The sequence below is a fragment of the Bradyrhizobium altum genome (genome assembly GCF_020889705.1).
Lineage (GTDB): Bacteria > Pseudomonadota > Alphaproteobacteria > Rhizobiales > Xanthobacteraceae > Bradyrhizobium > Bradyrhizobium altum.
This window is the reverse complement of record NZ_JACMYP010000155.1, coordinates 1-21,648: the sequence shown is the minus strand read 5'-3', so window position 1 is coordinate 21,648 and position 21,648 is coordinate 1. Positions and strand designations below refer to the sequence as shown.

The following is a 21,648-nucleotide window of genomic DNA, read 5'->3' as shown; positions in this document are numbered from 1 at the left end:
CGTCATCAGCGTATCGGACCAGTTGGCATCGCCCTTTGAGCCGCGGTCGCGCCACCTGCTCGAACCATTCATCCAGCACATAGTGCAGATAGATGTTTGCAAGCAGTGGCGAGATCACGCCGCCTTGGGGCGTTCCACCAGTCGTGCGGCGCAAGACGCCCTTTTCGAGCACCCCCGCCTTCAGCCATTTATCAATCATCCTCCGGACGACGCCGTCCGTGACTCGCTGATCGAGGAATCGGCGCAGGTGCGTGTGATCGATGGTGTCGAAGTATTTCGAGATATCGACGTCCACCACCCAACGCAGCCCTTGCTCCATGAACCCATTGCGCAGAGCGTGTAGGGCATCATGGGCCGATCGTCCCGGTCGGAAGCCATACGAGCACGACAAGAAGTCGGTCTCGTAGATTGGCTCCAGCAGCAGGAGAATCGCCCGCTGTGCCACCTTGTCTTCCAATGTCGGGATGCCGAGTGGCCGTTCGGTCCCATCCGCCTTCGGGATGTAGTGCCGTCGCACCGGCGGCGCGATGTAACGTCCGGATTTGATGCGCGCCAGGAGATCATCGAGATTGGCCTCCAGGTTCGCTTCATAGTCCGTCGCCATCATGCCGTCGATGCCGGGCGCGCCATCCTTGCGCATCAGGCGATAGGCCTCGAGCATCCATTCACGGTCGATCAGGTGATGCAGCGAGGTCAGCACCCGCTTGGGATTCTTCCTCGCCAGATCGGCTATCCATTGTCGTTTCGTGGACAGGTTCGTGGGACTCAGCGTTCCCTCCCGTGTTTCTCGTCAATGGGTCTTAACGCGTGACGGCTCCCTTCCCTCGAGCGGGTCCCGGTGAGCCCAGTTCCCCGCCTTCCTCGGTACTACGAAGCCGCTACGACTTCCCGCCGCGCGCGTCCGTCGGCTTATGTCTTCACCTCGGGATTCCACATGCCTTGGTGTTTTCGTGTTCGCGTGCGCGCTCCCGATGCTCGCCAAGTCGGTCATCAGGCCTGGAGCGTTGCTGTGGCCGGTGCTCCGTGCCGGCTTTCCCATGTGGGCACAAACGGGACCTCTCAGGTTTCCTGGTGTCCCATCCCGTACCTTTGCCCTGCTCAGAGACCCCGGCCGAACCGGTCAGCCTGGCCATAGCGGCTTTCCCAGTGCTGCCCCCGGATCCAACACGGCGAAGGCTTCAGCACGACCGTGATTTCGAGGCTGGTCACAGGGCTTCAGTACCCGCTGTCTACGCTTCACGAGTGACGTTGCCGTCACCCATGCAAGACTCGCTTCCGGCTGGCGGGCTCCGCCTTTGCCGGGAGGGCGTCGAACCCTCTGGGTCACGTTGAAAGGTTTCAGATCACATTCTTCCTCCTTTCCAGGACTTGTCCTGACGCAAGCTGGTCACACTGCAGGCGCAAGTTCTACGAGCTGCATGTTGCGGGGAGCTCAGAAGTGGCAACGGCGACGGTCGAGCGGATGGCGAAGCTCTGGCAGATCGAGAAAACCGTGCGCGGTCAAAGCCCCGACGCTCGCGTTGCCGCGCGCCAGCAAGCCTCCGCGGCGATCGTCCCAGATCTCTTCGATCTCTGGCAGCAGACCTTGCGGCGGATCTCCGGCAAATCAAAATTGGCCGAGGCGATCCGCTATGCTGTCTCGCGCCGTGCCATCTTCGAACGCTTCCTGACCGATGGCCGCATCGAGCTCGACTCCAACATCGTCGAGCGCGCCATCCGGCCACAAACAATCACGAGAAAGAATAGCCTCTTCGCTGGCAGCGACGGCGGCGGACGAACCTGGGCAACAATCGCAACACTGCTGCAGACGGCGAAAATGAACAACGTCGATCCGTTCGCTTGGCTCGCCCTGACACTTCGGCGTATCGCCAACGGCTGGCCGAGCAGCGAAATCGACGCGCTTATGCCATGGAACCACGCCGCTTGACGGCCTTAGCTTGCCGCTTACGGTGCGCCGGCAACGAGAGACCAGCAGCCTTGCGCCTGGCAAAATGGGCGGGCACCGGCCGAAGGCGATTTCTGGCGAACCTCGTGTCTGGGTGTTGCAACGGATCAGCGCGGGTGACTTCACCTTGCGCGGCTTGGTCGTCGAGCTCGCCGAACGCGGGCTGAAGGTCGACTACCGCTCAGTGTGCGAGTTCGTCCATTCCGAGAAGCTCAGTTTCAAAAAAAGCGCGGCGGCTGGCGAACGCGATCGTCCCGACGTGGCAAGGCGGCGAGCCCAGTGGATCAAATATCAAGATCGCGTCGAACCTGAGCGCCTGGTCTTCATCGACGAGACCTGGACCAGAACTGATATGGCGGTATTGCGGGGATGGGCACCGCGTGGCCAGAGGCTTCCCACCAAAGTTCCACACGGTCGCTGGAGGACCATGAATTTCCTGGCCGCCTTGCGCCATGACCGGATCGAGGCGCCGTGGTTTCTCGAGGGACCAATCGATGGCGAGAGCTTCCGCCTCTATGTCGAGAAGGTCCTCCTTCCGACGCTCCGTCCCGGTGATATCGTGATCATGGACATGTGTGGACGCCCCCGTCGATGCAAGAAGAATCTTTTCAAAGAGCGCAGAGCGTGGTCGGGTGCTGACATGTGTCCGGCCTCTGATGCGGCTGTTACATGCCGCCGGCCCGTATGGGAGTTCGCGGAACGGGTCCAACTCAACCTCGCGTGCTCGAAGCACGTATCCATGATCTGGTTTTCCCGATCCCGTCTCTTTGACCGTAGCGCCATACTCTCCGTTCGACCTTCTCACACTTGGGTAGTCCGCTCGAGGAGCGGACTACCTCGCTGCCAACGCCGACGTCCGGTAAATGCCGCCCCTGGCCATCAACGCCCATACGATGCGCGCCGTCTTGTTGGCCAAGGCGACGATCACCAGCATGGGCGGCTTGCGCTCTAGCATCCGCGAGAGCCAAGGATCCGTCATCGATCCCTTTCGCATGGCCCAGCGCACGGTGGCGCTGGCTCCGATGATCAGCAGGCGACGCAAGGTTCGTTCGCCCATCCGGGATGTCTCCCCGAGCTTCTGCTTGCCGCCCGAGGAGCGCTGCAGCGGCGTGAGGCCAAGCCATGCCACAAAATCGCGACCTCTCTTGAAGGTCTGAGCAGATGGGGCCAACGCGGCAAGTGCTGTAGCGGTGATCGGTCCTATACCGGGAATGGTCATCAATCGCCGGGCTTCCGCATCCTCTCTGGCGCGCCGGGCAATCTCGCGGTCAAGCACGGCCACTCCGCGTCAAGCGACCGTAGTTGCTCAACGAGCAGAAACAGGATTGGGCGGGCAGCTTCGGGGATGGTGGAATCCTTCTCAATCGCAGCAACAAGCTTGGTCACATGGAAGAGCCCCTGCGCGGCCACCAGTCCGAATTCGGCAAGATGCCCACGTATCGCATTGATGGTCTGGGTCCGCTGGCGCACCACAAGGTCACGAACGCGAAACACCATGGCCGCAGCTTGTTGCTCTTCGCTCTTCGCGGCAACGAACCGCATGGTCGGCCGCTGGGCTGCTTCGCAGATCGCTTCGGCGTCATCGGCATCGTTCTTTTGCCGCTTCACGAAAGGCTTGACGTAACCTGGGGCGATCAACCGGACAGCATGTCCCAGCTTCGCAATCTCCCGCGCCCAGTAATGGCCGCCGGCACAAGCCTCCATGGCAACCGTGCAGGTCGGTTGCGTGGCAAAGAACCCAGGCACCTGATCGCGGCGAAGTTTTTTTCTGAACAGCACACTTCCCGACGCATCCCCACCATGCACCTGGAACACATTCTTCGCCAGATCCAACCCGATTGTGTTAACTTCCAACATGGACGCCTCCGTTCGAGTGATGATCAACGACACCACTTTGGCACAGCGATGCCGTCAGGGGGCGTCCACCCCATCAATCTCGGTAGCCACCGAAGCAGAGCCGTGCGGCAGCTCATCCGATCCGCAGGGGCAAAGCTCTTCTTTCTGCCCAAATATTCCCCCGACCTGAACCCCATTGAGCAGGTCTTTGCCAAGCTCAAACACTTGCTCCGAAAAGCGGCCGCTCCAACAGTCGAAACCGTTTGCCTCGCAATCGGTGAGGCTCTGAAGCTCTTCACCTCCGACGAATGTGCAAACTACTTGGCAAACTCAGGATATGGACGAACCTAACTTCATCACGCTTTAGCGCATGATAAGGCCCTGTACGCGGGCCGGAATAGATGGGGTAACGGGCCGGGCCGCCCGCTCGCTACGGCGCAGTTTTGCTGGCGAGCGGCCTGTTGGTTGGAAGGCGGTCTCCCTCAAACTGATGGTGTCAACGGAGTCGGGCGAGCCCGCTCCGAGCATCATTGAGGGACGACCATGTACCAATATGCAGGAATCGACGTGTCTTTGGAATGCTCGAGCGTCTGCGTTGTCGACGGGACAGGCAATATTTTGCGCGAGACGAAAGTTGCGAGCGAGCCGGAGGCGCTGATCGCCTGGTTCCGGTCGCTGGGGCTGGTGCTGGAGCGGATTGGGCTGGAGGCGGGCCCCCTGTCACAATGGCTGTACGCGGCGATGCGGGACGCAGGACTTGCGGTTGAGCTGCTGGAGACGCGGCACGTTCGCGGATGCCTTGGGCTGGTTCCGGCCAGTGCATTAGATCGAAGCGCAGGAGACCCGCGCCATTCTGACGGCGCGCAAGCTGCTGCAGTCGAAGATGCGCGCCATCGAGAACAGCGTACGCGGCGTGCTGCGCGGCTTTGGCCTGAAGGTCGGCAAGATCACCGAGCGCACGTTCGCTGATCGGATCAAGGAGCTCGTCGCTGGCCATCCCGGACTTGAGCTGGTGGCGCAGGCGCTGCTCGAAGCCCATGCCGTGCTGCGGCGCGATGCCCTTGAGCTGGGCGTCATCGATTGCGCTCTTGATGCACTCGAAGATACCGCAGCGCTCAGCGCATTCACAGAGGACTGTCGACCGTGACGACACCGATCTCGTCATGACGCTCAAGCTTGACCACTTCGCCCACACTATGCTCCTGTTCGTTCGGCTTGATTTCGAATTGCAGACTTTATATTTTTGAAGCGAGCGAAACATCGTACCCTTCCTGGACATCGATAGCGGCGCTCGCTTGATTGTCGAGCGATGCCAAATTGCCAAATCTGGCTGGCACCTTCGCACAGGCGGAATAGCAGCCAGGATAAAAGCCCGCGATGCCATGACGCATTCTCACAGGTACTCGATCAGCGCGAACATGCAATATAATTTCCGGGTGTCAAGCGATATGGGTTGACAGGATCCTGCGGCTCGTCCCCGTTGTTACACGCTCCACGAAGACTCCCTCCGCTCTTCGCGCGCAAGCCGAGGTCCGCCGAACAATAACATGGTGTTGATCACAAAAATGCATCGTAGAAGTCGAGCCCGATTCGCGTGGCTTCATGTCCATAACAAGACGCGAAGCCTTAGCTTCGCTGTTGAACCGTACGATATCTCGATCTAGATTTGATGCAACGAACCTGGCATCGACGCTTAAGTCCCGCGCTCAGTTTATCCTAGCCGACGGAATTTGAACTGACCGGACCGAGAGCCTGTGTATCACTGACTGTCCCACGGTCTGAATGACGCACCGCATAAATGGCCAGAGCCCCATGCAAATAAAGCTTGCTCGCCACATTGCCCGCTTTCGCGGGCTTGCTGCAATTTCCGCTAGACTGCGCCTGCCTTCTGCGCATAGTCCCATGACGCTTTTGCGAGCGGCACGGAGCGTTTGGCGGCCTCGATCGCCTTGGCACTGGCAGCGGTACCATCGCGGATCCGTCCTGCGATACCTTGTGTAATGCCGGCCAGGCGTAGGAGCGGCCGGCCGTATCCAGCCGGTACGTCGGATTGGACTGGCCGCCCTTGAACTGCAGAACTGTCAACGGGCCGGCGTAACCCTCGACATGTTCGCGCATCCAGGTATCAAGATTTGCCTCGTTGAAGCGATGCCGCTCCTCGACGGCTCTTGTGCCCGAAAACTCCTCGTCCTTCTTGATGCCGTCGGCCAAGGTGAGCCTCCTGAATCCTGCGTAAAGTGCTCCGCGGACACTTTAATGTTTACTTGGTCGGAGCACTAGCGTGCTTGCGAAGTTCAAGCCTGGCAATCGCGCGGCAGTGCACTTCGTCCGGTCCATCCACCAAGCGCATGGTACGCACGGAGGCATCGTCACGCGCAAACCCCGCCCGGTCGGAGACGCCGGCGCCGCCGAAAGCTTGTATTGCCTGATCCATTATCCTTAACGCCATGCGGGGGGCGGCGACTTTGATCATGGCAATCTCGAGCTGGGCGGTCTTGTTGCCGGCCTTGTCAGCGGCCTTGAGGCACAACAGGCGCGTCATCTCGATGTCGATGCGGGCTTCGGCGATGCGCTGCTCCCATACCGAATGCTCGATGATCTTCTTGCCGAAAGCGACAGAAGAGTTGAGTCGCTTAACCATCTTCTCCAACGCCTCTTCGGCCTTGCCGATCGTGCGCATGCAATAATGGGTGCGGGCCCGGCCCGAGGCGGCCCTGCGCGATCTCGAAACCGCGCGCCTCGCCAAGCAGCAGATTTGACGCAGGCACGCGGACGTTTTCGAGGAGCACTTGGCCGTGTCCGTGCGGCGCATGGTCATAGCCGAACATCGGTAGCATTCTCTCTATCTTGACGCCGGGCGTGTCAAGGGGACCAGAATCTGTGACTGCTGCTGATGGCGGGGCGCCTTTGGATCGGTTTTGCCCATCACGATCGCAATGTTGCAGAGGGGCGGCCGACGCCGGACGACCACCATCGCGGCCGTTGATCACGTCGTCGTCGCCGTCGCGCTCGATGCAAGTTTCGATGTTGGTGGCATCCGAGGAGGCCACTGCAGGCTCCGTCATGAGGAAGGCGGAGCGGATCTCCCCGTCCATCAGCGGCTTCAACCATTTTCGCTTCTGCTCTTTGGTTCCGTAGCGGATCAGCACTTCCATGTTGCCGGTGTCGGCGCGGAGCAGTTGAACGCTTCCGATGCCCGCTGACGCGGCCCATTTTCTCGGCAAGCGGCGCATATTCAAGATTGGCCAATCCCGCGACACTGAATTCGTCGTCTTCATGCGATGATGGCGGCAGAAACATATTCCACAAGCCTTCGGTGCGCGCCTTCTGGTTCAGGTTTTCGAGGATTGGAATCACCTTCCAGCAATCCCCCTCGGCGTCTTGCTGCTCGTAGACGGACACGGCCGGCCGGACATGCCTGGTCATGAACGACTGCACCCGGTCGAGCCATTCCGTCTGCGTCGACGACATCATAAAGTCCATAAAACGATCCTCGCTTGCCTAGACTTGGACCGCACTTGTTGTCCGTGCTAAATCACGCCCACCTGCTTCAATTCCGCGATCTTCGCGTCATCGTAGCCGAGCATACCCGCCAAGATCTCCCCCGTGTGTTCGCCCAGCCGTGGCGGGTAGCGATATTGCGTCACTGGAGTGTCCGAGAACGTCAGCGCGTTGCGGATTAGGGAGAGCGAGTGCTCGAAGGGGTGCTCGACCTTCACCTCCATGCCGCGCTCGCGCACGTGTGGATCGGCGAAGACTTGCTCAAAATCGTTCACCGGTCCGGAGGGCACGCCGACCTCTTCCAATTTCTCCAGCCAGTAGGCGACCTTGTTCTTGAGAAACAGGCCGGCAAAGATCGCCATGATCTCCTTGCCGTGCACAAGGCGGTCCCTGTTCTTGATGAATTTTGGATTGGCCGCAAGCTCGGACGCGCCGAGCACCCCGCAGGTGCGGGCGAATTGCGCATCGTTGCCAACCACCAGCATCAGTTCGCCATCGGCGCAGCGGAACATGCCGGAGGGCATGCCGCCATTGCCCCATGTGCCACGCCGCGGCGGCGTTTTGCCGCTGACAAGATAGACTTGCGCGTTATGCGAGAGAGAGGCGATCACCGTATCCAGCAGGGAGATATCGATATGTTGCCCAACTCCGCCATTGGCCTTGCGGTGATAGAGCGAGGCCAGAATCCCGATCGATGCGTTCATGCCGGTCATGTAGTCGACAATGGACGGGCCGACCTTCATCGGGCCCGCACCCGGCTCGCCATCCATATGGCCAGTGACGCTCATTAACCCGCCCATGGACTGGAAGATCGCATCATAGCCTGCCCGCGGCGCGTAAGGGCCGGTCTGGCCAAAACCGGTGATCGAGCAATACACTATGCCGGGATTGATCGTCCTCATCGATTCATAATCCAGGCCGTAGCGCCTTAGGTCGCCGACCTTGTAGTTCTCCATGAAGACATCGCAACTCTTCGCAAGCTCGCGAATGATGGCCTGCCCATCGGCCTTGGCGATGTTAACTGTGACCGAGCGCTTATTCCGGTTGGCGCAAAGAAAGAACGCGTTATTGTTATTCTGGCGTCCTTCCGGGTCCTTCAGGTAGGGTGGACCTAAAGTACGCGCGTCATCCCCAGTGTCTGGCCGCTCGACCTTGAGTACATCGGCTCCGAGATCGCCCAACATCTGCGCCGATATCGGTCCCGCGAGCACGCGCGTGAGGTCAAGAATCCTGATGCCAGAAAGTGGCAGCACCGACATGAAAGTTTACTCCTGATGTTTCTGCGCAACGTGAGTTTACCGCGCTCGCCATTCTCTTCCGATCTGTGGCGTCGCGTTGCTATTAGCAGCTTCTGCTAGACTACAAAGTGAGCCTTGCCTATCCCGGAGCTGCCTGCTCCTGACAGAGAAGCGATACGCACAGGATGGTTGCAGACAAGAGCTGCGAAGCAGTAGCGGAACGCAACTCTCTTGGTGAAGTTGGAGCAGACAATCCGCTCCGCGACTGCTTGCGAGGTGCCTGGCTTTCGATGCCGGTCTAGCCCCCTTGTTCAATCGCCGAGAGTAGTGAAACAGATTACCTTTTGAGCTGCAACTGAGTGTACCGATGCTTTAACACCCAATGAATGCAATGAGCTCAGCATTGACGCTGAAATTCTGCGCTGAGCCCCCCCCTTTTTGATGTGAGGAGTCGCTGGCGCCGGACTAGACGTTCGAGCTCGACCATTATGCGAAGTAACAGGTGAATGGAGCTCGGTTCGAACCCATCGTGGCGATGCATTGGGGAGCTGTTGTGACGGTCGGCGATTGTCGAGACGTAGATCTCGATCGCTATCTCGTCATCCTTTGTGCTATCGAGACGATCTGTGGCACCGCCCACCAGCCACTGTCGAACCAGGAGCCAGCTTTATTATCGAACAAGAGGGTAGGCTTGTGTCCCGTTCAGAAGGCTGTCACAATCCTTCTTGCGCTTAGTGCCAAGATCAATCGTTCGATGACTACATTGCCCAATCCTCTTGCGCGCGCTCGAATGTCGCTTACCCGATCGGGGACCCGCTGGGCCATGGAGATCTTGGCGCGCAATGAGTTCGTCCACATCAACGCGTGCTTCGCGCGCGAACCTTTGCCGTTGACGTAAGCTGATTAGATCGAGCTTGTATTCGCCGCCAACTTTCGTTGCGAGCTTGATCTTCCGCATGTCGACATCATCGTAAGGCAGAATGCTGGCCACATCGTAGAGTAGCGCAAGACGTACATGGGGCCTCCGGGCTCAGAAGCAGGGAGTATTCTTCGCGTGGCGTCTAGGTCTCCAAAAAGCCAATCAAATCCCAGTGTACTGACGAATGTTTCGAGATCGGCCTCGCGATCCATCGCCGCTTCGATGCCTCTGGTGTTTTGGGTATCGACACCAGAAAGTGGATAACTCCCCCTCGTTGGTGGTGCCTCCTATTTGAATGCGAGAATTTCTCGCGTGATATACTCAGCAATAGCCATGGAAGACGTTGCGCCTGGCGATGGAGCATTCCGCACATGAGTTACGCGGCCGCAGCGACGGATGACAAAGTCGTCCACGAGTGACCCATTACCCATCATCGCCTGCGCACGGATGCCGCGAACGGCAGGTGACACGGCAACATTGGATAACGAGGGCACGTATTTTGCGGCTTCCCGCACGAAGGCGACGTCGCTGATGACCGTCTTGAGCTCACGCAATGTCACCGGCACGTTCCGAACTGCGAAGCGCCAGAAGCCCGGATAGAGGAGGAAATCGCCCACATCCTTCAAGTTGAAACAGCGGCCCGAATAATTCTCGCGTCCAAATGAAATGAAGGCATTCGGGCCGATGGTCATTTCACCGTCGATGCGCTTGGTAAAATGCACGCCGAGGAACGGAAAACGCGGGTCAGGAACCGGATATATCAGACCCCTTACATGGTCTCGGAACGCTCGGTCGATGACATAGTATTGGCCGAAGAATGGAACGATCTTGGGATCAGGGCTATCTCCGCTGATCTTTGCCAAGCGATCGGACTGAAGCCCCGCGCACGATATGACGTGGTCAAAGGCGGCTTCATGCAAAGGTTCGCCGTCGCCCTCCAGAACAACACCGTCATTCGCCTCGACAATCCTAGTCACATTCGCGTTGAGGCGAATTTCGCTACCTGCGCGTCGGATTTCTATCGCGAATTGCTGTGCGATCCGACTATAGTTAACGATGGCGGTTCTTGGCGAATAGAGCGCCTTGATCCCGATACAGTTTGGCTCGATCTTGCCAATCTCTTCCGCGTCCACTATTCGGATATTGGGAACGCCATTGGCGACCGACTTTCGAAAGATGTTTTCGAGATGCGGCAATTCGTCTTCGGAAAGCGCCACCACCAGCTTGCCACATTCGTTGTAAGGCAAGGAATGGGTCGCGCAATACTCCTTGATCAGATCGCGACCGCGCGCGCAAAGGCGTGCCTTCAGGCTTCCCGGTTCGTAGTAGAGGCCGGCGTGGACCACGCCCGAGTTATGGCTCGACTGGTGCAGGGCGACATCGGATTCCTTCTCGAATACCGCGACGGAGATCCGGGCATGGTCCAGCATCAACTGGCGAGCTACTGCAAGACCGTTAATCCCGCCACCGATAACCGCGACACGCCTGGCGCTCATCCCGTTTCCCCATAGGCTACGCTTTTCACGTAGCTTTCTCACGTCGGCAAAAGAACCAGGACGGTGAGTTGTAAAAAAGCGAATTTTTCGACATCATATTGTTCGCTTTTATCAAATACCTTCGGCTTGTAATGACCCTTAAGCAATTGGAAGCCTTCTATTGGGCCGCGACCTGTACCAACTTCGCGATTGCAGCGCAGAGGCTGAATTTGTCGATCTCCTCGCTTTCTAAGCGAGTTGCCGAACTGGAAATTTCTCTCGGGACGACTTTGTTCGATCGTTCGGGCCATAGGGCGATTCTAACGCAGGCGGGACAGGATCTGCTTGCGCGCTCAATTCATCTGCTTGATCTTGCGGCTAACATCAAACGCTCCATGACAAAGGCCTCCGGGCTATCGGGCTATTGTGCCTTCGGAGTGGGCGAATTGAGCGCAATGACCTGGCTTCCCAGCCTCGTCGCGAGTGCAAGAAGGCATCATCCGAATTTGCATTTGGATCCCTGTGTGGATGTCGGAGCGACCCTCGAGGATCGTCTCAATCACGGGGAACTCGACTTCGCTATTATCGCAGGCCGCTCCTCCCGTCATGGCATCATGTCGCAGCCATTCGTTGAGGCCGAGTTTGTATGGATGGCAGCGTCGAGTCTTGCTGGTGACGACAGCACATGTGCGGCTTTGCTCAAGAGGGGCGTGCCCCTGATTGCACTTCCACCCTTGGCCGGCACGACCCAACTGATCGACGATTGGCTTAACGTGAATCAGATCACACATGTCGAGCGCATCAGCTGCAACAATTGGAGCGCAATCGTTGGGATGCTGACTTTGTCGGTCGGAGTCGGGATTGTGCCTTCCGGCTGGGCCGAACGTCTGGCTGATAAAGGCGTTCTACGCCGCCTTGCCGATAAGAATCTTTTGGCACCGCTCGCGTATTCCTTTCAGTGGCGGCGCGACGATACGCGCCCCCTGGTCAAAGAAATGCGCGAACTGGTGCGCATAACGGCAGACTTTTTGCAGGCTGTTAGTTTTGCCTGATCAGGACCATGTCTGACTGGTTGGCAACAGCAAGATTTTACTCTGTAGCCGGGTAACGATTGTCAGTAGCGCAAAACGCTCGTTCAAACGTGGCAAGACATTGCACGCTTTCGCTGTTGGAGGCGCAATAGTCATTGAAGATAATGTCACCGAGCAAGCTACGACATGAAGTAGCAAGTTCCGACGGCTACATGCCCCCGTAGCGAAGTTTTCTGAAATACCGCTTCCGATAAAATCGCCCGCGCAACGTGGCGTTTTGTCTGGGCGCGTCGACGGGCTCAGAGGCGATCAGCAGCACCTTTCGACCGCTTTCCGGCCTTCGAAGCCTTGTCCGTCACCCTTGAGGGCTTGAAGCCGTATAGGCGATACGCGTTATCGACGAGAACCCGGTTGCGGGCTGCTGCGTCCGGTACCCAGTCGACGAGGAGATCGAGCAGATCGCCAACATTCATCATGTACTTCCAATGCGCGACATGCGGCCAGTCGGAGCCCCAGACGCAACGCTCGGGCGCGGCGGCGTGGAGGATGCGGACAAACGGGACTGTGTCGGCATAAGGCGGGCCTTCGATGGAGTTGCGGTAGGCTCCCGACAACTTGACCCAAGCCCCATCACGGACAAGCGAAACCAGCGTCCGGAAGCCGAGATCGTCGATTCCGCGCGAAACCGGAAAGTGCCCCCAATGGTCGACCACGAAGGGCACGGACAGCTTGTCTAGCCGTGGCATCAGCGGCACCAGATTTCCGGCATCAATGAGAAACTGCAGATGCCAGCCCATCTCGTGGGCGAGTGACGCGTATGAATCGAGATGATCGAAGCCGATGCCGCCGCCGTACAGGACGTTCAGGCGGAGCCCGACAATTCCGGCCTCCTTGAGATCGCCAAGTTGCTTATCGGGCAGGCCAAGTGGAATCACGCCGATGCCTCTCAGCCGCTCACGATTCGCCTTCAGCGCCTCGACGGCCAGCCCGTTGTCCGTGCCGTGCACACTGACCTGCACCAGCACGCCATACGTCATGCCCGTTGCGTCAAGCATGCTGAGGTAGCGTTTCAGTGACGCCGGCGGCGGGGTGTAGCTGCGGCTCGCAACGAATGGATGTACCGGTGGCAGCCCGATGACATGTGCGTGGGTATCTACTGCTCCCGGTGGTACGACGAAGCGTGTCGGCCCGCGCGGCCGGGGATCGGGTGCCGGACAAGTGGGGGCCCCGTCGACTGTACAGGCCGGGTCATGCATTGGCGTGGAGCCCCTTGCCGCGCGTTTCCGGGAGGACGTAGGCCGCCAGGAAGAACGGGAGATAGGCGAGGAACAGGGTCACCGCACCTGCCAAGCCGGCAGTGCCAGCGTCGACATTCCAGAGACTAATGATCGTTCCGATCATCAGTGGTAGCTCACAAAATCCATGCCGTCGAGCGCCCAGCCGGTCGCGCAGGCCCAAAACGTGCGCTTCTCTGGGATGGTCGTACGGCGGTAGAAGCCGGTCAACCTAGTTTCGTCGATCGGCGCGAGCGCAGATGAAGTTGTCGACACGCGTAGCCTCCCTTGCCTCAACCTTGAGTACGACGACAAAGTGTCATCAGCCGTTTGAGAGCGTCCGCCGGAAAATGTGCGGGCAGAGCGTGGAAGTCCGCAGATTCAGTCGAAAAATTGTCAGTGCCCGTGCTGTAGCCAACGGTAGCGCACCGAGCTCGAACCTGGCACCGCACGAAAGACGCCGCCAAAGTGGGCTACACCGCCGCCGTGGTCAGCCCACCATCTAGTACAATCGCCTGCCCGGTCATGAATGTTGACGCATCAGAAGCGAGATAGGCGACAGCGCCGGCAATTTCGTGCGGCTCGCCAATCCGGCGGAGCGGCGTAGTGGCGCAGCGCCGCTTCAAACGCTCTTTGTCCTCCCAGAGCGCGCGGGCGAAATCAGTCTTCACCAAGCCTGGAGCTACGCAATTGACCCGCACACCTTCGGGACCCCACTCGCCGGCGAGGCTCCGGCAGAGCCCAAAATCGGCAGCTTTGGATATGCCGTAGGCGCCGATCACAGTCGAGCCGCGTAGGCCGCCGATGGATGAGATGATGACGACCGAGCCCCTGCCGCGCGCGGCCATTTGCGGGATCGTGAGCGCGCAGAGCCAGAGGTTGCTCTTGACATTCGCCCCCATGATCTTGTCAAAGGCTTCGTCTGAGATATCGAGCAGCGGCCCGTAATAGGGGTTCACGGCGGCATTGCAGACGAGGATGTCGATCTTGCCGTAGTGCCGTGTCGTGCCTCCAACCAGCGCCTCGACGTCGGCGCGGTGGCAGATGTTGCACGGAATGACATGCGCCTCCCCCCCCGCGTTGCGGATATTCTCGGCGACCTCATGACATTGCTCCGGCTTGCGGCTGGAGATCACGACTTTGGCGCCAAGCTGCGCCAAGAGCTCAGCCGACGCGCGACCGATACCGCGGCTGGAGCCGGTGATCACGGCGACCTTGCCAGAGAGGTCGAACGGGGTTTTTGTCACTGCGCGTATCTCCTCTTTTACTATCTACGTTTCAGCTTCCGCGTTGTATGGCTGGGCTTGATCCGGGCGGACTAAGGCGCCCCGCCGCGTGCACGCATATCGTCCCTGGTATGAGACCCGGCCGCGCGCTCCTTATCAGGCGTCCATGACGACGCTCAGCGCAAATGCCTCATCCATGGCGGAATCGGATCGAGTAGGGTACGATAGACTTCAGTGTTCTCGGGGCCGGTGACCCGAATTGCACAGCCTTTGGCCTTCAGTTCTGGACGCACGATGGCAAGTTCGGCCGCGAGCTGGTCCGCTCGCTCAGAGGCGACCTTGAGGCTTTCGAGGAAGAGTCCGCCTTGGTTCTTCTGCTCGTCGTCAATCACAAGATCAAAAGAGTAGTACGGCATCCGAAAGCTCCCCCCACCCGATTTGCCCATTCGGATGGATCCTCACGATCCAATACCGATCCCCGAAAGCGAAAATTCAGCAATGTAGGGTCGTCATCGACGAAATTCTGCGTGAGCTTGCCAAAATGCAAAGCTTTCCATGCGAGCGGAGTTTTGATCGGACATAACACACCGGCCAGCATCATGGTGCGCAACCACATCTTCGCCGACGATGTGTCCGGAATGGCTCGGCTAGACGAGCCGGTTTGCGGTGACAAATCGCCCCACAAACTCGGCACGCTCCAGCATGCCGCGCAGGTCTTCCCCGTAGCCAACAAAAACCCGTTAGCGTCGTCAAGGAAAATCCGCGGAGGACGAGGCTGCGAGAGCGTTACCAGTTGTTGCCGTTACGTAATGATCTTCGCGGCACTCGATGGGCATCCAGATATATTGGTCGTCTCCAGCGATACAACCTCGGCCTTGGTCCTCGCGAAAGACGGAGGTGATCTCGCAGCAAGGCTTCAGCCACTTCGTCTTGATCTCTTCCGAGGCGCAGCTGCGCGAATTGCCGGTATCAGGCGAGCAACAGTTGAAGACCTCGCTGGCCATCGCACGCGGCCCACGATTCCGGTATTCGGAGCGGATCAGTCTCGCGGATAGCGCGTGATCGCATTGTGCTCGAGTGGGAGCTCTCGACCTGGGGCCATCCGCTTGCGGAATTCAGCTACAATTGCTTAGCCTGGCGCAATGCTCGATGTGCTCATTCAGGAGACGAGGGCTCGATAATTCAGCAAATCGTGATTACCGGAATTGGATACCCGGAATCGGAAAGACGGCCTCTTCCGCAGAGCTTGCCTATCTGCTCGGCGCGCGAACAATTGGAAACTGATTGCAATAAGGCATCACGTAGCCGTGCGGGCGCAGCAGCGGGGTTCGATCTCTAAAGAACACCTATTAAGGCTAGGACCAACGCCCGGAAGATAGCCAGCTTCGCTCGCTTTCAGATCGATCGCTCCGACGGCCCTCGCACGACGAACATTTTCGAAGCGTGCCTCCGAGCGGAACGGCACAATTGCCTGAGAGACGGTGCGGATGATTGCGGCTGCGCACAAATGGCGCGCCGACGAACTCCAGATCAAGCTGCGAACCAAGCCGTAGGACGTCATCGTTCCCCGTAACGTGGCTCGTTCCGGCGTACGCGAAGAAACACATAAAGATATTGCGGTCGTTCCGCGCTTGCATTTTCGCCGCGCGCCCGCGCCCACCAGTCTCTCCCCTCAGCGACCACGAGCACATCGGAAAGATGCTCCCGACGCAGGTACTCGTTCGTGGGAAAGATGACCGCGGGCAGCAAAAAGCCGATTAACGCGCAGGATTCCTGCATTACGGGCCTCGAAACGTGAAAACCCATCGAGCGAACGCGCTAGTATGGACTAAACGAAGGCCGTTTTCGGTTTGCCCTCAGCTTGTTGGCAAGACAGCGGGTTGCAGTTCGGCGTCGCGTCGTGGACGGCCCACGCCTCATGGGGGCAGAACGAGGTGCAAGGATAATCTGGAGATCGTAAATCGGCGTTGCGTTGTGTTGACGCAACAGGACTTACATGGCCACCGCATTGGTTCGTGTTGTCCGGTACAAGCGCTCGAAAATCAAAAGAAAATCAAAATGTGTGAGATACTCGATTCGGCTAATGCTCATCGGTTGTAGGCCCATTTCTGTTCGAATTCGCGGATCTCATGGCTCACTGCGCGCAATGGTGCGCGCAGAGCTATGGGCGCCGCTTCTGTAACACTTCGCATCTCTGCAACTGCTGCGAACGAACGCAATGACTGCAACGACGGGAGCAAATGTATCATATTCACGCTACACCAAGAATACGAACTCTTCGTCCCGCTATTGCTTTCTCACGCGGAGGGTATGGCAATAGAATCTCCTCATAACTACCACAAGGTGTCGAGGCAATCGAAGTCTCCACGCCGCAGAGGTTGATCATTCAACGCTGGAGCAAATGAATGTCGGAACCTGAAGTACCAGGCGCGCGAAAGATTGCCAAGGTCACCTGTGTCGGCGGCGGCGTGATCGGCGCAGGCTGGGCCGCGCACTTCATGCGAGCTGGCCTTGAGGTTGTGGTCTATGACCAGGCCGCCGAACGGGAGAGCTATCTTAGAGAAAGCCTTGTGCAGGCTATGCCAGCCCTCATCGAACTCGGGATGGCGCCGGGCGCCTCGCCGTCCCGTGTGCATTTCACCAACAATTTTAAGGAAGCACTCGACGGTACCGGTTTTGTCCAGGAAAGTGCTACAGAAAATATCGATGCGAAGATCGCCCTGATTGCAGAAATTGATGCGTGTACACCTCCCGCTGTTGTCATCGCGTCGAGTTCTTCCGGCTTCCTTGCCGCGCAACTGAGAAGTCGGGCGCAGCATGCCGAGCGCGTTCTCATAGGCCATCCCTTCAATCCGCCCTTCCTCGTGCCGCTTGTCGAGATCGCCGGAGGCGAAGCTGCCCGACAGGCGGCGGCCGATGCTTCCGCATTCTATCGGTCGACGGGTTGCGAAGTGGTCGAGCTTGACCGCGAGATCGGCGGCTATATCGGAAACCGTATCCAGTTCGCCGTTCTCCGGGAGGTGCTGTACCTGATGTCGCAAGGCGTAGCCGATCTTGAGGCCATCGACAGGGCTATCGCAGCGGGTCCCGCTCTACGTTGGGCCGTAATGGGTCCCTCGTCTGTGTTCTTTCTCGGCGTGCGCAATCCCTCCCTATATGGGAAGTACGTGGAAGGCCTCGCGCGTGAAATGGAGAGCGGCTATATGGCTCCCCCCAGCTTTCAGCCTGATAAGGAACTGATGCGGGCCTATGCCGAACAGGTCTTCAATGGAATCGGAGTCGATGGGCAGGCTGGGCTGATGGAGTTGCGTAATGGCGGCATAGTCGGGATACGTCGAGCATTGCAGCGGGTTCGGGCGGGCCTCAAAGATGGTGAGCCATGGTATCGCTCCGGTGAGGGTCGCCTGTTGGGGTGGGATGGAGGATGAAGAGATTGGCGTGTGACTGACCTGCGCCCATTTCGAATGCTCTCGCGATTGGAAGTTGTGTCGACGGGCGCTCCACGCCAGGAGACGGTGGTGTCCCTCCATAGACCTTGGGCGAATCGTGGCTGTAGCGCCACTTCGTCTGTGGCGTCTCGAGAATATCAGTGTTTGGAATGGATGAGCCATCGCAGAGGGCTAGGGGGAAATTGTGAGGAGGCGGCGAAAGAGCACGCCAAGCTGAATGATTGTCAATCGAGAATACGAACGAATCTCAGCGCCCTGCACTTGGTTGTCACGCGCGGCCATCTGAGGGCCAGCGATCGGCGCGTAATCACAATGGGCAAACCAAGCTTTGAAATTTCTTACTGAACGTTTGCCCGCATCGCCCACGCACAACGGGATTCGATGGCTACCGCTCGATCGTCGCGGTTCGGGACTCCTCCAGGGCGGGCGTGGCCCTCTAGAGGCTTTGCGGGGTCCAGACCACCGGGAAATTCGGGTGGTCAAATTGCTGCCCCGCACTCAGACCCAGGCCGTCCGTATATCTATAGTTGGGTTCGCCTGTATAAATAGCATCGGCGGGGAAGAAGACGACTCGGTACGCCCAGCGTGTCCGATCAGTGGTGTTCGCGCTGGCACCATGGAGCGTGAGGCCGTGATGCACAGTGACGTCACCCGGTGCGTAGCGCTGCGGCTCACTTAGTTCGCATTGTCTCAGGCGAGGGAAGCGGTCGAAGACCGCTTCTAGCGAGGCGAACTCGTCCGGCCCAACCAACTCATTCGTTCTCCCGAGCAGGCCTCCCCCAAGCAAGCCAAATTTCTGAGAGCCGCCGAGGAACCACATTGAACCCATTTCCGGCGTCACTTCATCGAGCGCAATCCAGAACTGCGCCGCGTTGCTTCTAAACGGACGCAGATGATCTTGATGCGGCATCGTTGGCCTAGTGCGCTTACGCGCGTCTTCTGCCGGCTTGACCATCAGCTTGTGTTCGAGTCGCCGCATTGCGACGCGCTCGCCCAGCAACTGCGCCGCCATCTTGCCCAGACTCGCGGACAAAGCGAGGCGAGCGAACAAGGGATCCGCCTCGAAAATAGCGTTGCGAACTCCCGACAAGACTCCGGAAGATTGGTCAGCCTCCAAATTTGTCATAGCCTTCGCACGATCGAGAAGATCTCGAGCCAGTTGTGCGTCGAGAAGCCCGCGCAGCATGACCCATCCGTGTTCGGCAAAGTGCGCCACCTCCTCGTCGGTCACGGCTCGGAGCTGCAGATCGGTGCGTGTAGCCTCCATCTTTCCTTCCCCTCCTCCTTTTTAGCGGCCCAACTCGAGCCCCCCTTGATTACCGCATGCAATCAAAACCGATCAAGCGATCTCCGCCACTCACTCGTAGTACACGTAGACTCGAGTCTCGATGCTCTCGCGGGGCCTTGCATTGGGGCACGCTCGGCGATTATCGAACGCCGAGTGAGCTGACCACGGATGGTAATGCATCGCGGAATCATAACCCTTAAATAGAACGAGCTCGTCTGACGTCATGTCTGGGAAGTAGTACCAGCGGTGAGAAGGATTGTAGTGAGGAATCCAAGCCCTAATAGTAGCCCCGTATCTGGTCTGCGGCGTGTCGACAAGATCCGCATTTGAAATGGAGGACCCATCGCAGAACGCCAAGGGGAAATCCTGTGGCGGCGAGGAAATAGCACGCCAAGTTTGAAGGATGATCAACCGAGAATACGAACGAATCTCAATGCTCTGCAGCTGGTTGTCACGCGCGGCAATCATAGGTCCAGCGACCGGCGAATAATCAATATGGGCAAATCCAGCCCCAAAGTTTCTAACTGGAAGCTTGCCCGCCTCTCCGCCCGCACCATCAGCTGTCCCACCGAAGGAGTCGCCACCGAGAGAGCGAAGCGTGACTCCACCAACGTCCGCAGTCGCGACCCATGACGCATTGAAGTAGTCCTTGACGAAGGGAACCAACTCCTCCAGATATTTCTTGCGCAGGACCTGCGGATCGTGCTCGTTGAGACAAGACATCTTGTGCTGAATGAGAGTGAAGCCCTCCTTGTCCAGCGACAGCTCGTCCACGATCGGACGCGCATTGCGGATAGTGACGTCGTGCTCGACAAAGGGAATGTCGTAGCCAGTCTTATATTCAGGAGTCCCCTCGTCGGGCGAGCGTAGCGCAAAGCTAAATCGACCCTGCACGCACTCTAAATGCTCACGGTCTACTCGTCCTGACGATGAGGATCGCGTCGCATTTCCCATGGCACTCTCCCTAGCCTCTCTTCAGTTAAAAATATAAATGAGGATCGAAGCCCAAAAACCGCAAAACGCGCTCCCGAACCGCACAAATTCTGCAAAATGTGGATCACCGCGCCTAGCGTCTCCGACCCCTGGTGAGCTTGAGCCGTAATTGAAGCGCAGATGCGATCTCCGCCGCTCAGGCGTAGTACACGAAGAAGCGAGCTTCGATACTTTCGCGGGGCTTTGCATTGGGGTAGGTGCGACGATTGTCAAACCCCGTGTGCGCCACTTGCGCATTGCAACCTTCCTCAGAGTCATAGCCCTTAAAAAGAATGAGTTCGTCCGGCTCCAAGTCCGGAAAGCAGTACCAACGCTGGCCTGGATTGAAGTGAAGCTTGCAATCTCTGAACGATTCGCCATTCATATTGAGGTGGTCACGCTCCAGAATATCTGCATTGGAAACGCTGGAGCGGTCGCACAGTGCCAAGGGAAGATCCTGCGGAGGCGGCGAGACGGCGCGCCAAGCGTGAATGATCATCAACCGCGAATATGACCGCATCGGGATGCCTTGCGCCTGGTTGTCGCGCGCAGCAAGCAACGGTGCTGAGATTGACGCGTAGTCGATATGGGCCTGACCGGGTCCGGAGGCGCTCCTAACTCCAAGAATGACGCTGTCCGCAGAACGCACAACAACGCCAGTGCCAACTCGCTTGGGAACGACCCAGGAGGCATGGAAGTAGTCCTTTAAGAAAGGAACCATCTCCTCCAGATACCTGTCCGTCACAATCGCTGGATCGCGTTCGTTTGTGCAAGCCGTTTTGTGCTGAGCCAATACGAAGCCCTCTCGATCGAGAGACAGTTCGCTCACGAGGGGTCGCGCGTTGCGGATATTGACGTCGTAGCTAACCATCGGGGGCGGGTTCTCTTCCGTTGGCGACCAAAACACTTCTGGGGCGTTTTCGTCCGGCGATCGTCGAGTAAAGCCTATCTCACCCTTCACGCACGCGAGATCATCACGGTTTACGCGCGCAGCCGACAAAACTCGGATCGTTTCAGATTGGTTGAGCTGTGCCATTTAGTCGTCTCCTCCGTTCAGCCAGATTCAAGCGGGCGCGTGGAGTAGGCTTTCGCTTATCAACCGTGACAAATAGGCTACACTGGTCGCTTGCGGACGTTAATGCATTGCTCAGTGCTGATTAGTGCAAAGAAGGGTGCGTTGGCTCCGAAATTCGGCGTTGCGCCGCCTGCTCCGAAGGACTTTAGCCGTGCGAGCATCTGGCCGCGTGCGCCGACCTGTCCAGGTTGCCCAGCGACTGGCGAGCGCGTTACGAAGCTCCAGGGCAAGCGGGCGTCTACAAGTGCAAGGACTGCCGCAAGCCGCTCTTCGGTGACGGCCGGGACCGTCATGGAGTGCGCGCATATCGTCCGTTGAGAAGCTGGATTGAGCTGAGCTGGACACTTGAGCGTCCGCCAGAGCGGGACCTTCACCCCGTACTCACATGGGCGTTTATCTGTCAAGCATGTATCAACTGA

Annotated in this window: 14 protein-coding genes and 7 pseudogenes; 7 read left to right on the top strand and 14 right to left on the bottom strand. The window is 58.4% G+C overall.

Going from position 1 to position 21,648, the window contains the following annotated elements:
- Window positions 1-700: reverse transcriptase domain-containing protein (locus tag H8B02_RS30340; protein WP_312001354.1), on the bottom strand; the 700-nt coding region annotated here is incomplete at its 3' end.
- Window positions 701-1,384: 684 nt separating this feature from the next.
- On the opposite strand from H8B02_RS30340, the pseudogene H8B02_RS30335 reads away from it, so the two are divergent.
- Window positions 1,385-1,927 (top strand): annotated as a pseudogene (locus H8B02_RS30335) (IS66 family transposase); the annotation flags it as partial.
- A 34-nt stretch (window positions 1,928-1,961) separates the two neighbouring features.
- Window positions 1,962-2,525 (top strand): annotated as a pseudogene (locus H8B02_RS30330) (transposase); the annotation flags it as partial.
- Window positions 2,526-2,777: 252 nt separating this feature from the next.
- On the opposite strand, the pseudogene H8B02_RS30325 reads toward H8B02_RS30330, so the two are convergent.
- Window positions 2,778-3,802 (bottom strand): annotated as a pseudogene (locus H8B02_RS30325) (IS110 family RNA-guided transposase).
- 75 nt (window positions 3,803-3,877) lie between these two features.
- Between H8B02_RS30325 and H8B02_RS30320 the strand changes: the two are divergent.
- Window positions 3,878-4,132 (top strand): annotated as a pseudogene (locus H8B02_RS30320) (transposase); the annotation flags it as partial.
- Between the two features lie 192 nt (window positions 4,133-4,324).
- A pseudogene (locus H8B02_RS30315) lies at window positions 4,325-4,838 on the top strand (transposase); the annotation flags it as partial.
- A gap of 956 nt (window positions 4,839-5,794) precedes the next feature.
- On the opposite strand, the pseudogene H8B02_RS30310 reads toward H8B02_RS30315, so the two are convergent.
- From H8B02_RS30310 to lhgD, 4 genes and pseudogenes are all read right to left on the bottom strand, one after another.
- Window positions 5,795-5,992 (bottom strand): annotated as a pseudogene (locus H8B02_RS30310) (phosphotransferase family protein); the annotation flags it as partial.
- 49 nt (window positions 5,993-6,041) lie between these two features.
- A pseudogene (locus H8B02_RS30305) lies at window positions 6,042-7,264 on the bottom strand (acyl-CoA dehydrogenase family protein).
- A 47-nt stretch (window positions 7,265-7,311) separates the two neighbouring features.
- Entirely contained in the window at window positions 7,312-8,541 is a 1,230-nt protein-coding gene (locus H8B02_RS30300) for a CaiB/BaiF CoA transferase family protein (protein WP_229169592.1), read from the bottom strand.
- A gap of 1,185 nt (window positions 8,542-9,726) precedes the next feature.
- Window positions 9,727-10,935: an L-2-hydroxyglutarate dehydrogenase gene (gene lhgD / locus H8B02_RS30295; RefSeq protein ID WP_229169591.1), complete on the bottom strand. Its 1,209-nt coding sequence runs from the start codon at window positions 10,933-10,935 to the stop codon at window positions 9,727-9,729.
- A 98-nt stretch (window positions 10,936-11,033) separates the two neighbouring features.
- On the opposite strand from lhgD, the gene H8B02_RS30290 reads away from it, so the two are divergent.
- Window positions 11,034-11,966 (top strand): LysR family transcriptional regulator, encoded by a 933-nt coding sequence (locus tag H8B02_RS30290; protein WP_229169590.1) that lies wholly within the window; start codon window positions 11,034-11,036, stop codon window positions 11,964-11,966.
- 278 nt (window positions 11,967-12,244) lie between these two features.
- Here H8B02_RS30290 and H8B02_RS30285 read toward each other — a convergent pair whose 3' ends face one another.
- The 5 genes from H8B02_RS30285 to H8B02_RS30270 all read right to left on the bottom strand — a co-directional run bounded on the left by H8B02_RS30285 (window position 12,245) and on the right by H8B02_RS30270 (window position 14,861).
- A complete protein-coding gene (locus H8B02_RS30285) occupies window positions 12,245-13,201 on the bottom strand; it encodes an amidohydrolase family protein (RefSeq protein ID WP_229169589.1) in 957 nt (318 codons plus the stop codon).
- Window positions 13,194-13,346: a hypothetical protein gene (locus H8B02_RS49095; RefSeq protein WP_376711727.1), complete on the bottom strand. Its 153-nt coding sequence runs from the start codon at window positions 13,344-13,346 to the stop codon at window positions 13,194-13,196. Before H8B02_RS49095 ends, H8B02_RS30285 begins: the two co-directional genes overlap by 8 nt.
- Window positions 13,346-13,495, bottom strand: coding sequence for a hypothetical protein (locus tag H8B02_RS30280; RefSeq protein ID WP_376711726.1), 150 nt, complete (start codon window positions 13,493-13,495; stop codon window positions 13,346-13,348). Before H8B02_RS30280 ends, H8B02_RS49095 begins: the two co-directional genes overlap by 1 nt.
- 197 nt (window positions 13,496-13,692) lie before the next feature.
- A complete protein-coding gene (locus tag H8B02_RS30275) occupies window positions 13,693-14,466 on the bottom strand; it encodes an SDR family NAD(P)-dependent oxidoreductase (RefSeq protein WP_229169588.1) in 774 nt (257 codons plus the stop codon).
- 155 nt (window positions 14,467-14,621) lie between these two features.
- Complete coding sequence (locus H8B02_RS30270; protein ID WP_229169587.1) at window positions 14,622-14,861, bottom strand: hypothetical protein; 240 nt, start codon at window positions 14,859-14,861, stop codon at window positions 14,622-14,624.
- Between the two features lie 481 nt (window positions 14,862-15,342).
- On the opposite strand from H8B02_RS30270, the gene H8B02_RS30265 reads away from it, so the two are divergent.
- Together H8B02_RS30265 and H8B02_RS30260 are read left to right on the top strand one after the other, a co-directional pair.
- Window positions 15,343-15,507 carry a hypothetical protein gene (locus H8B02_RS30265; protein ID WP_229169586.1) on the top strand — a complete coding sequence of 55 codons (165 nt, stop codon included), beginning with the start codon at window positions 15,343-15,345 and terminating at the stop codon, window positions 15,505-15,507.
- A gap of 1,343 nt (window positions 15,508-16,850) precedes the next feature.
- The gene (locus H8B02_RS30260) at window positions 16,851-17,873 is read left to right on the top strand and encodes a 3-hydroxyacyl-CoA dehydrogenase NAD-binding domain-containing protein (RefSeq protein ID WP_229169585.1); all 1,023 of its coding nucleotides are present in this window, start codon (window positions 16,851-16,853) and stop codon (window positions 17,871-17,873) included.
- Between the two features lie 457 nt (window positions 17,874-18,330).
- Here the strand turns inward: H8B02_RS30260 and H8B02_RS30255 are convergent, their stop codons facing one another.
- The 3 genes from H8B02_RS30255 to H8B02_RS30245 form a co-directional block, all read right to left on the bottom strand.
- Window positions 18,331-19,125, bottom strand: coding sequence for a phytanoyl-CoA dioxygenase family protein (locus H8B02_RS30255; RefSeq protein WP_229169584.1), 795 nt, complete (start codon window positions 19,123-19,125; stop codon window positions 18,331-18,333).
- 126 nt (window positions 19,126-19,251) lie between these two features.
- The gene (locus H8B02_RS30250; RefSeq protein WP_229169583.1) at window positions 19,252-20,136 is read right to left on the bottom strand and encodes a CmcJ/NvfI family oxidoreductase; all 885 of its coding nucleotides are present in this window, start codon (window positions 20,134-20,136) and stop codon (window positions 19,252-19,254) included.
- Window positions 20,137-20,311: 175 nt separating this feature from the next.
- Window positions 20,312-21,190, bottom strand: a complete 879-nt coding sequence (locus tag H8B02_RS30245) for a CmcJ/NvfI family oxidoreductase (RefSeq protein WP_229169582.1) — start codon at window positions 21,188-21,190, stop codon at window positions 20,312-20,314.
- Between the last annotated feature and the right edge of the window lie 458 nt (window positions 21,191-21,648).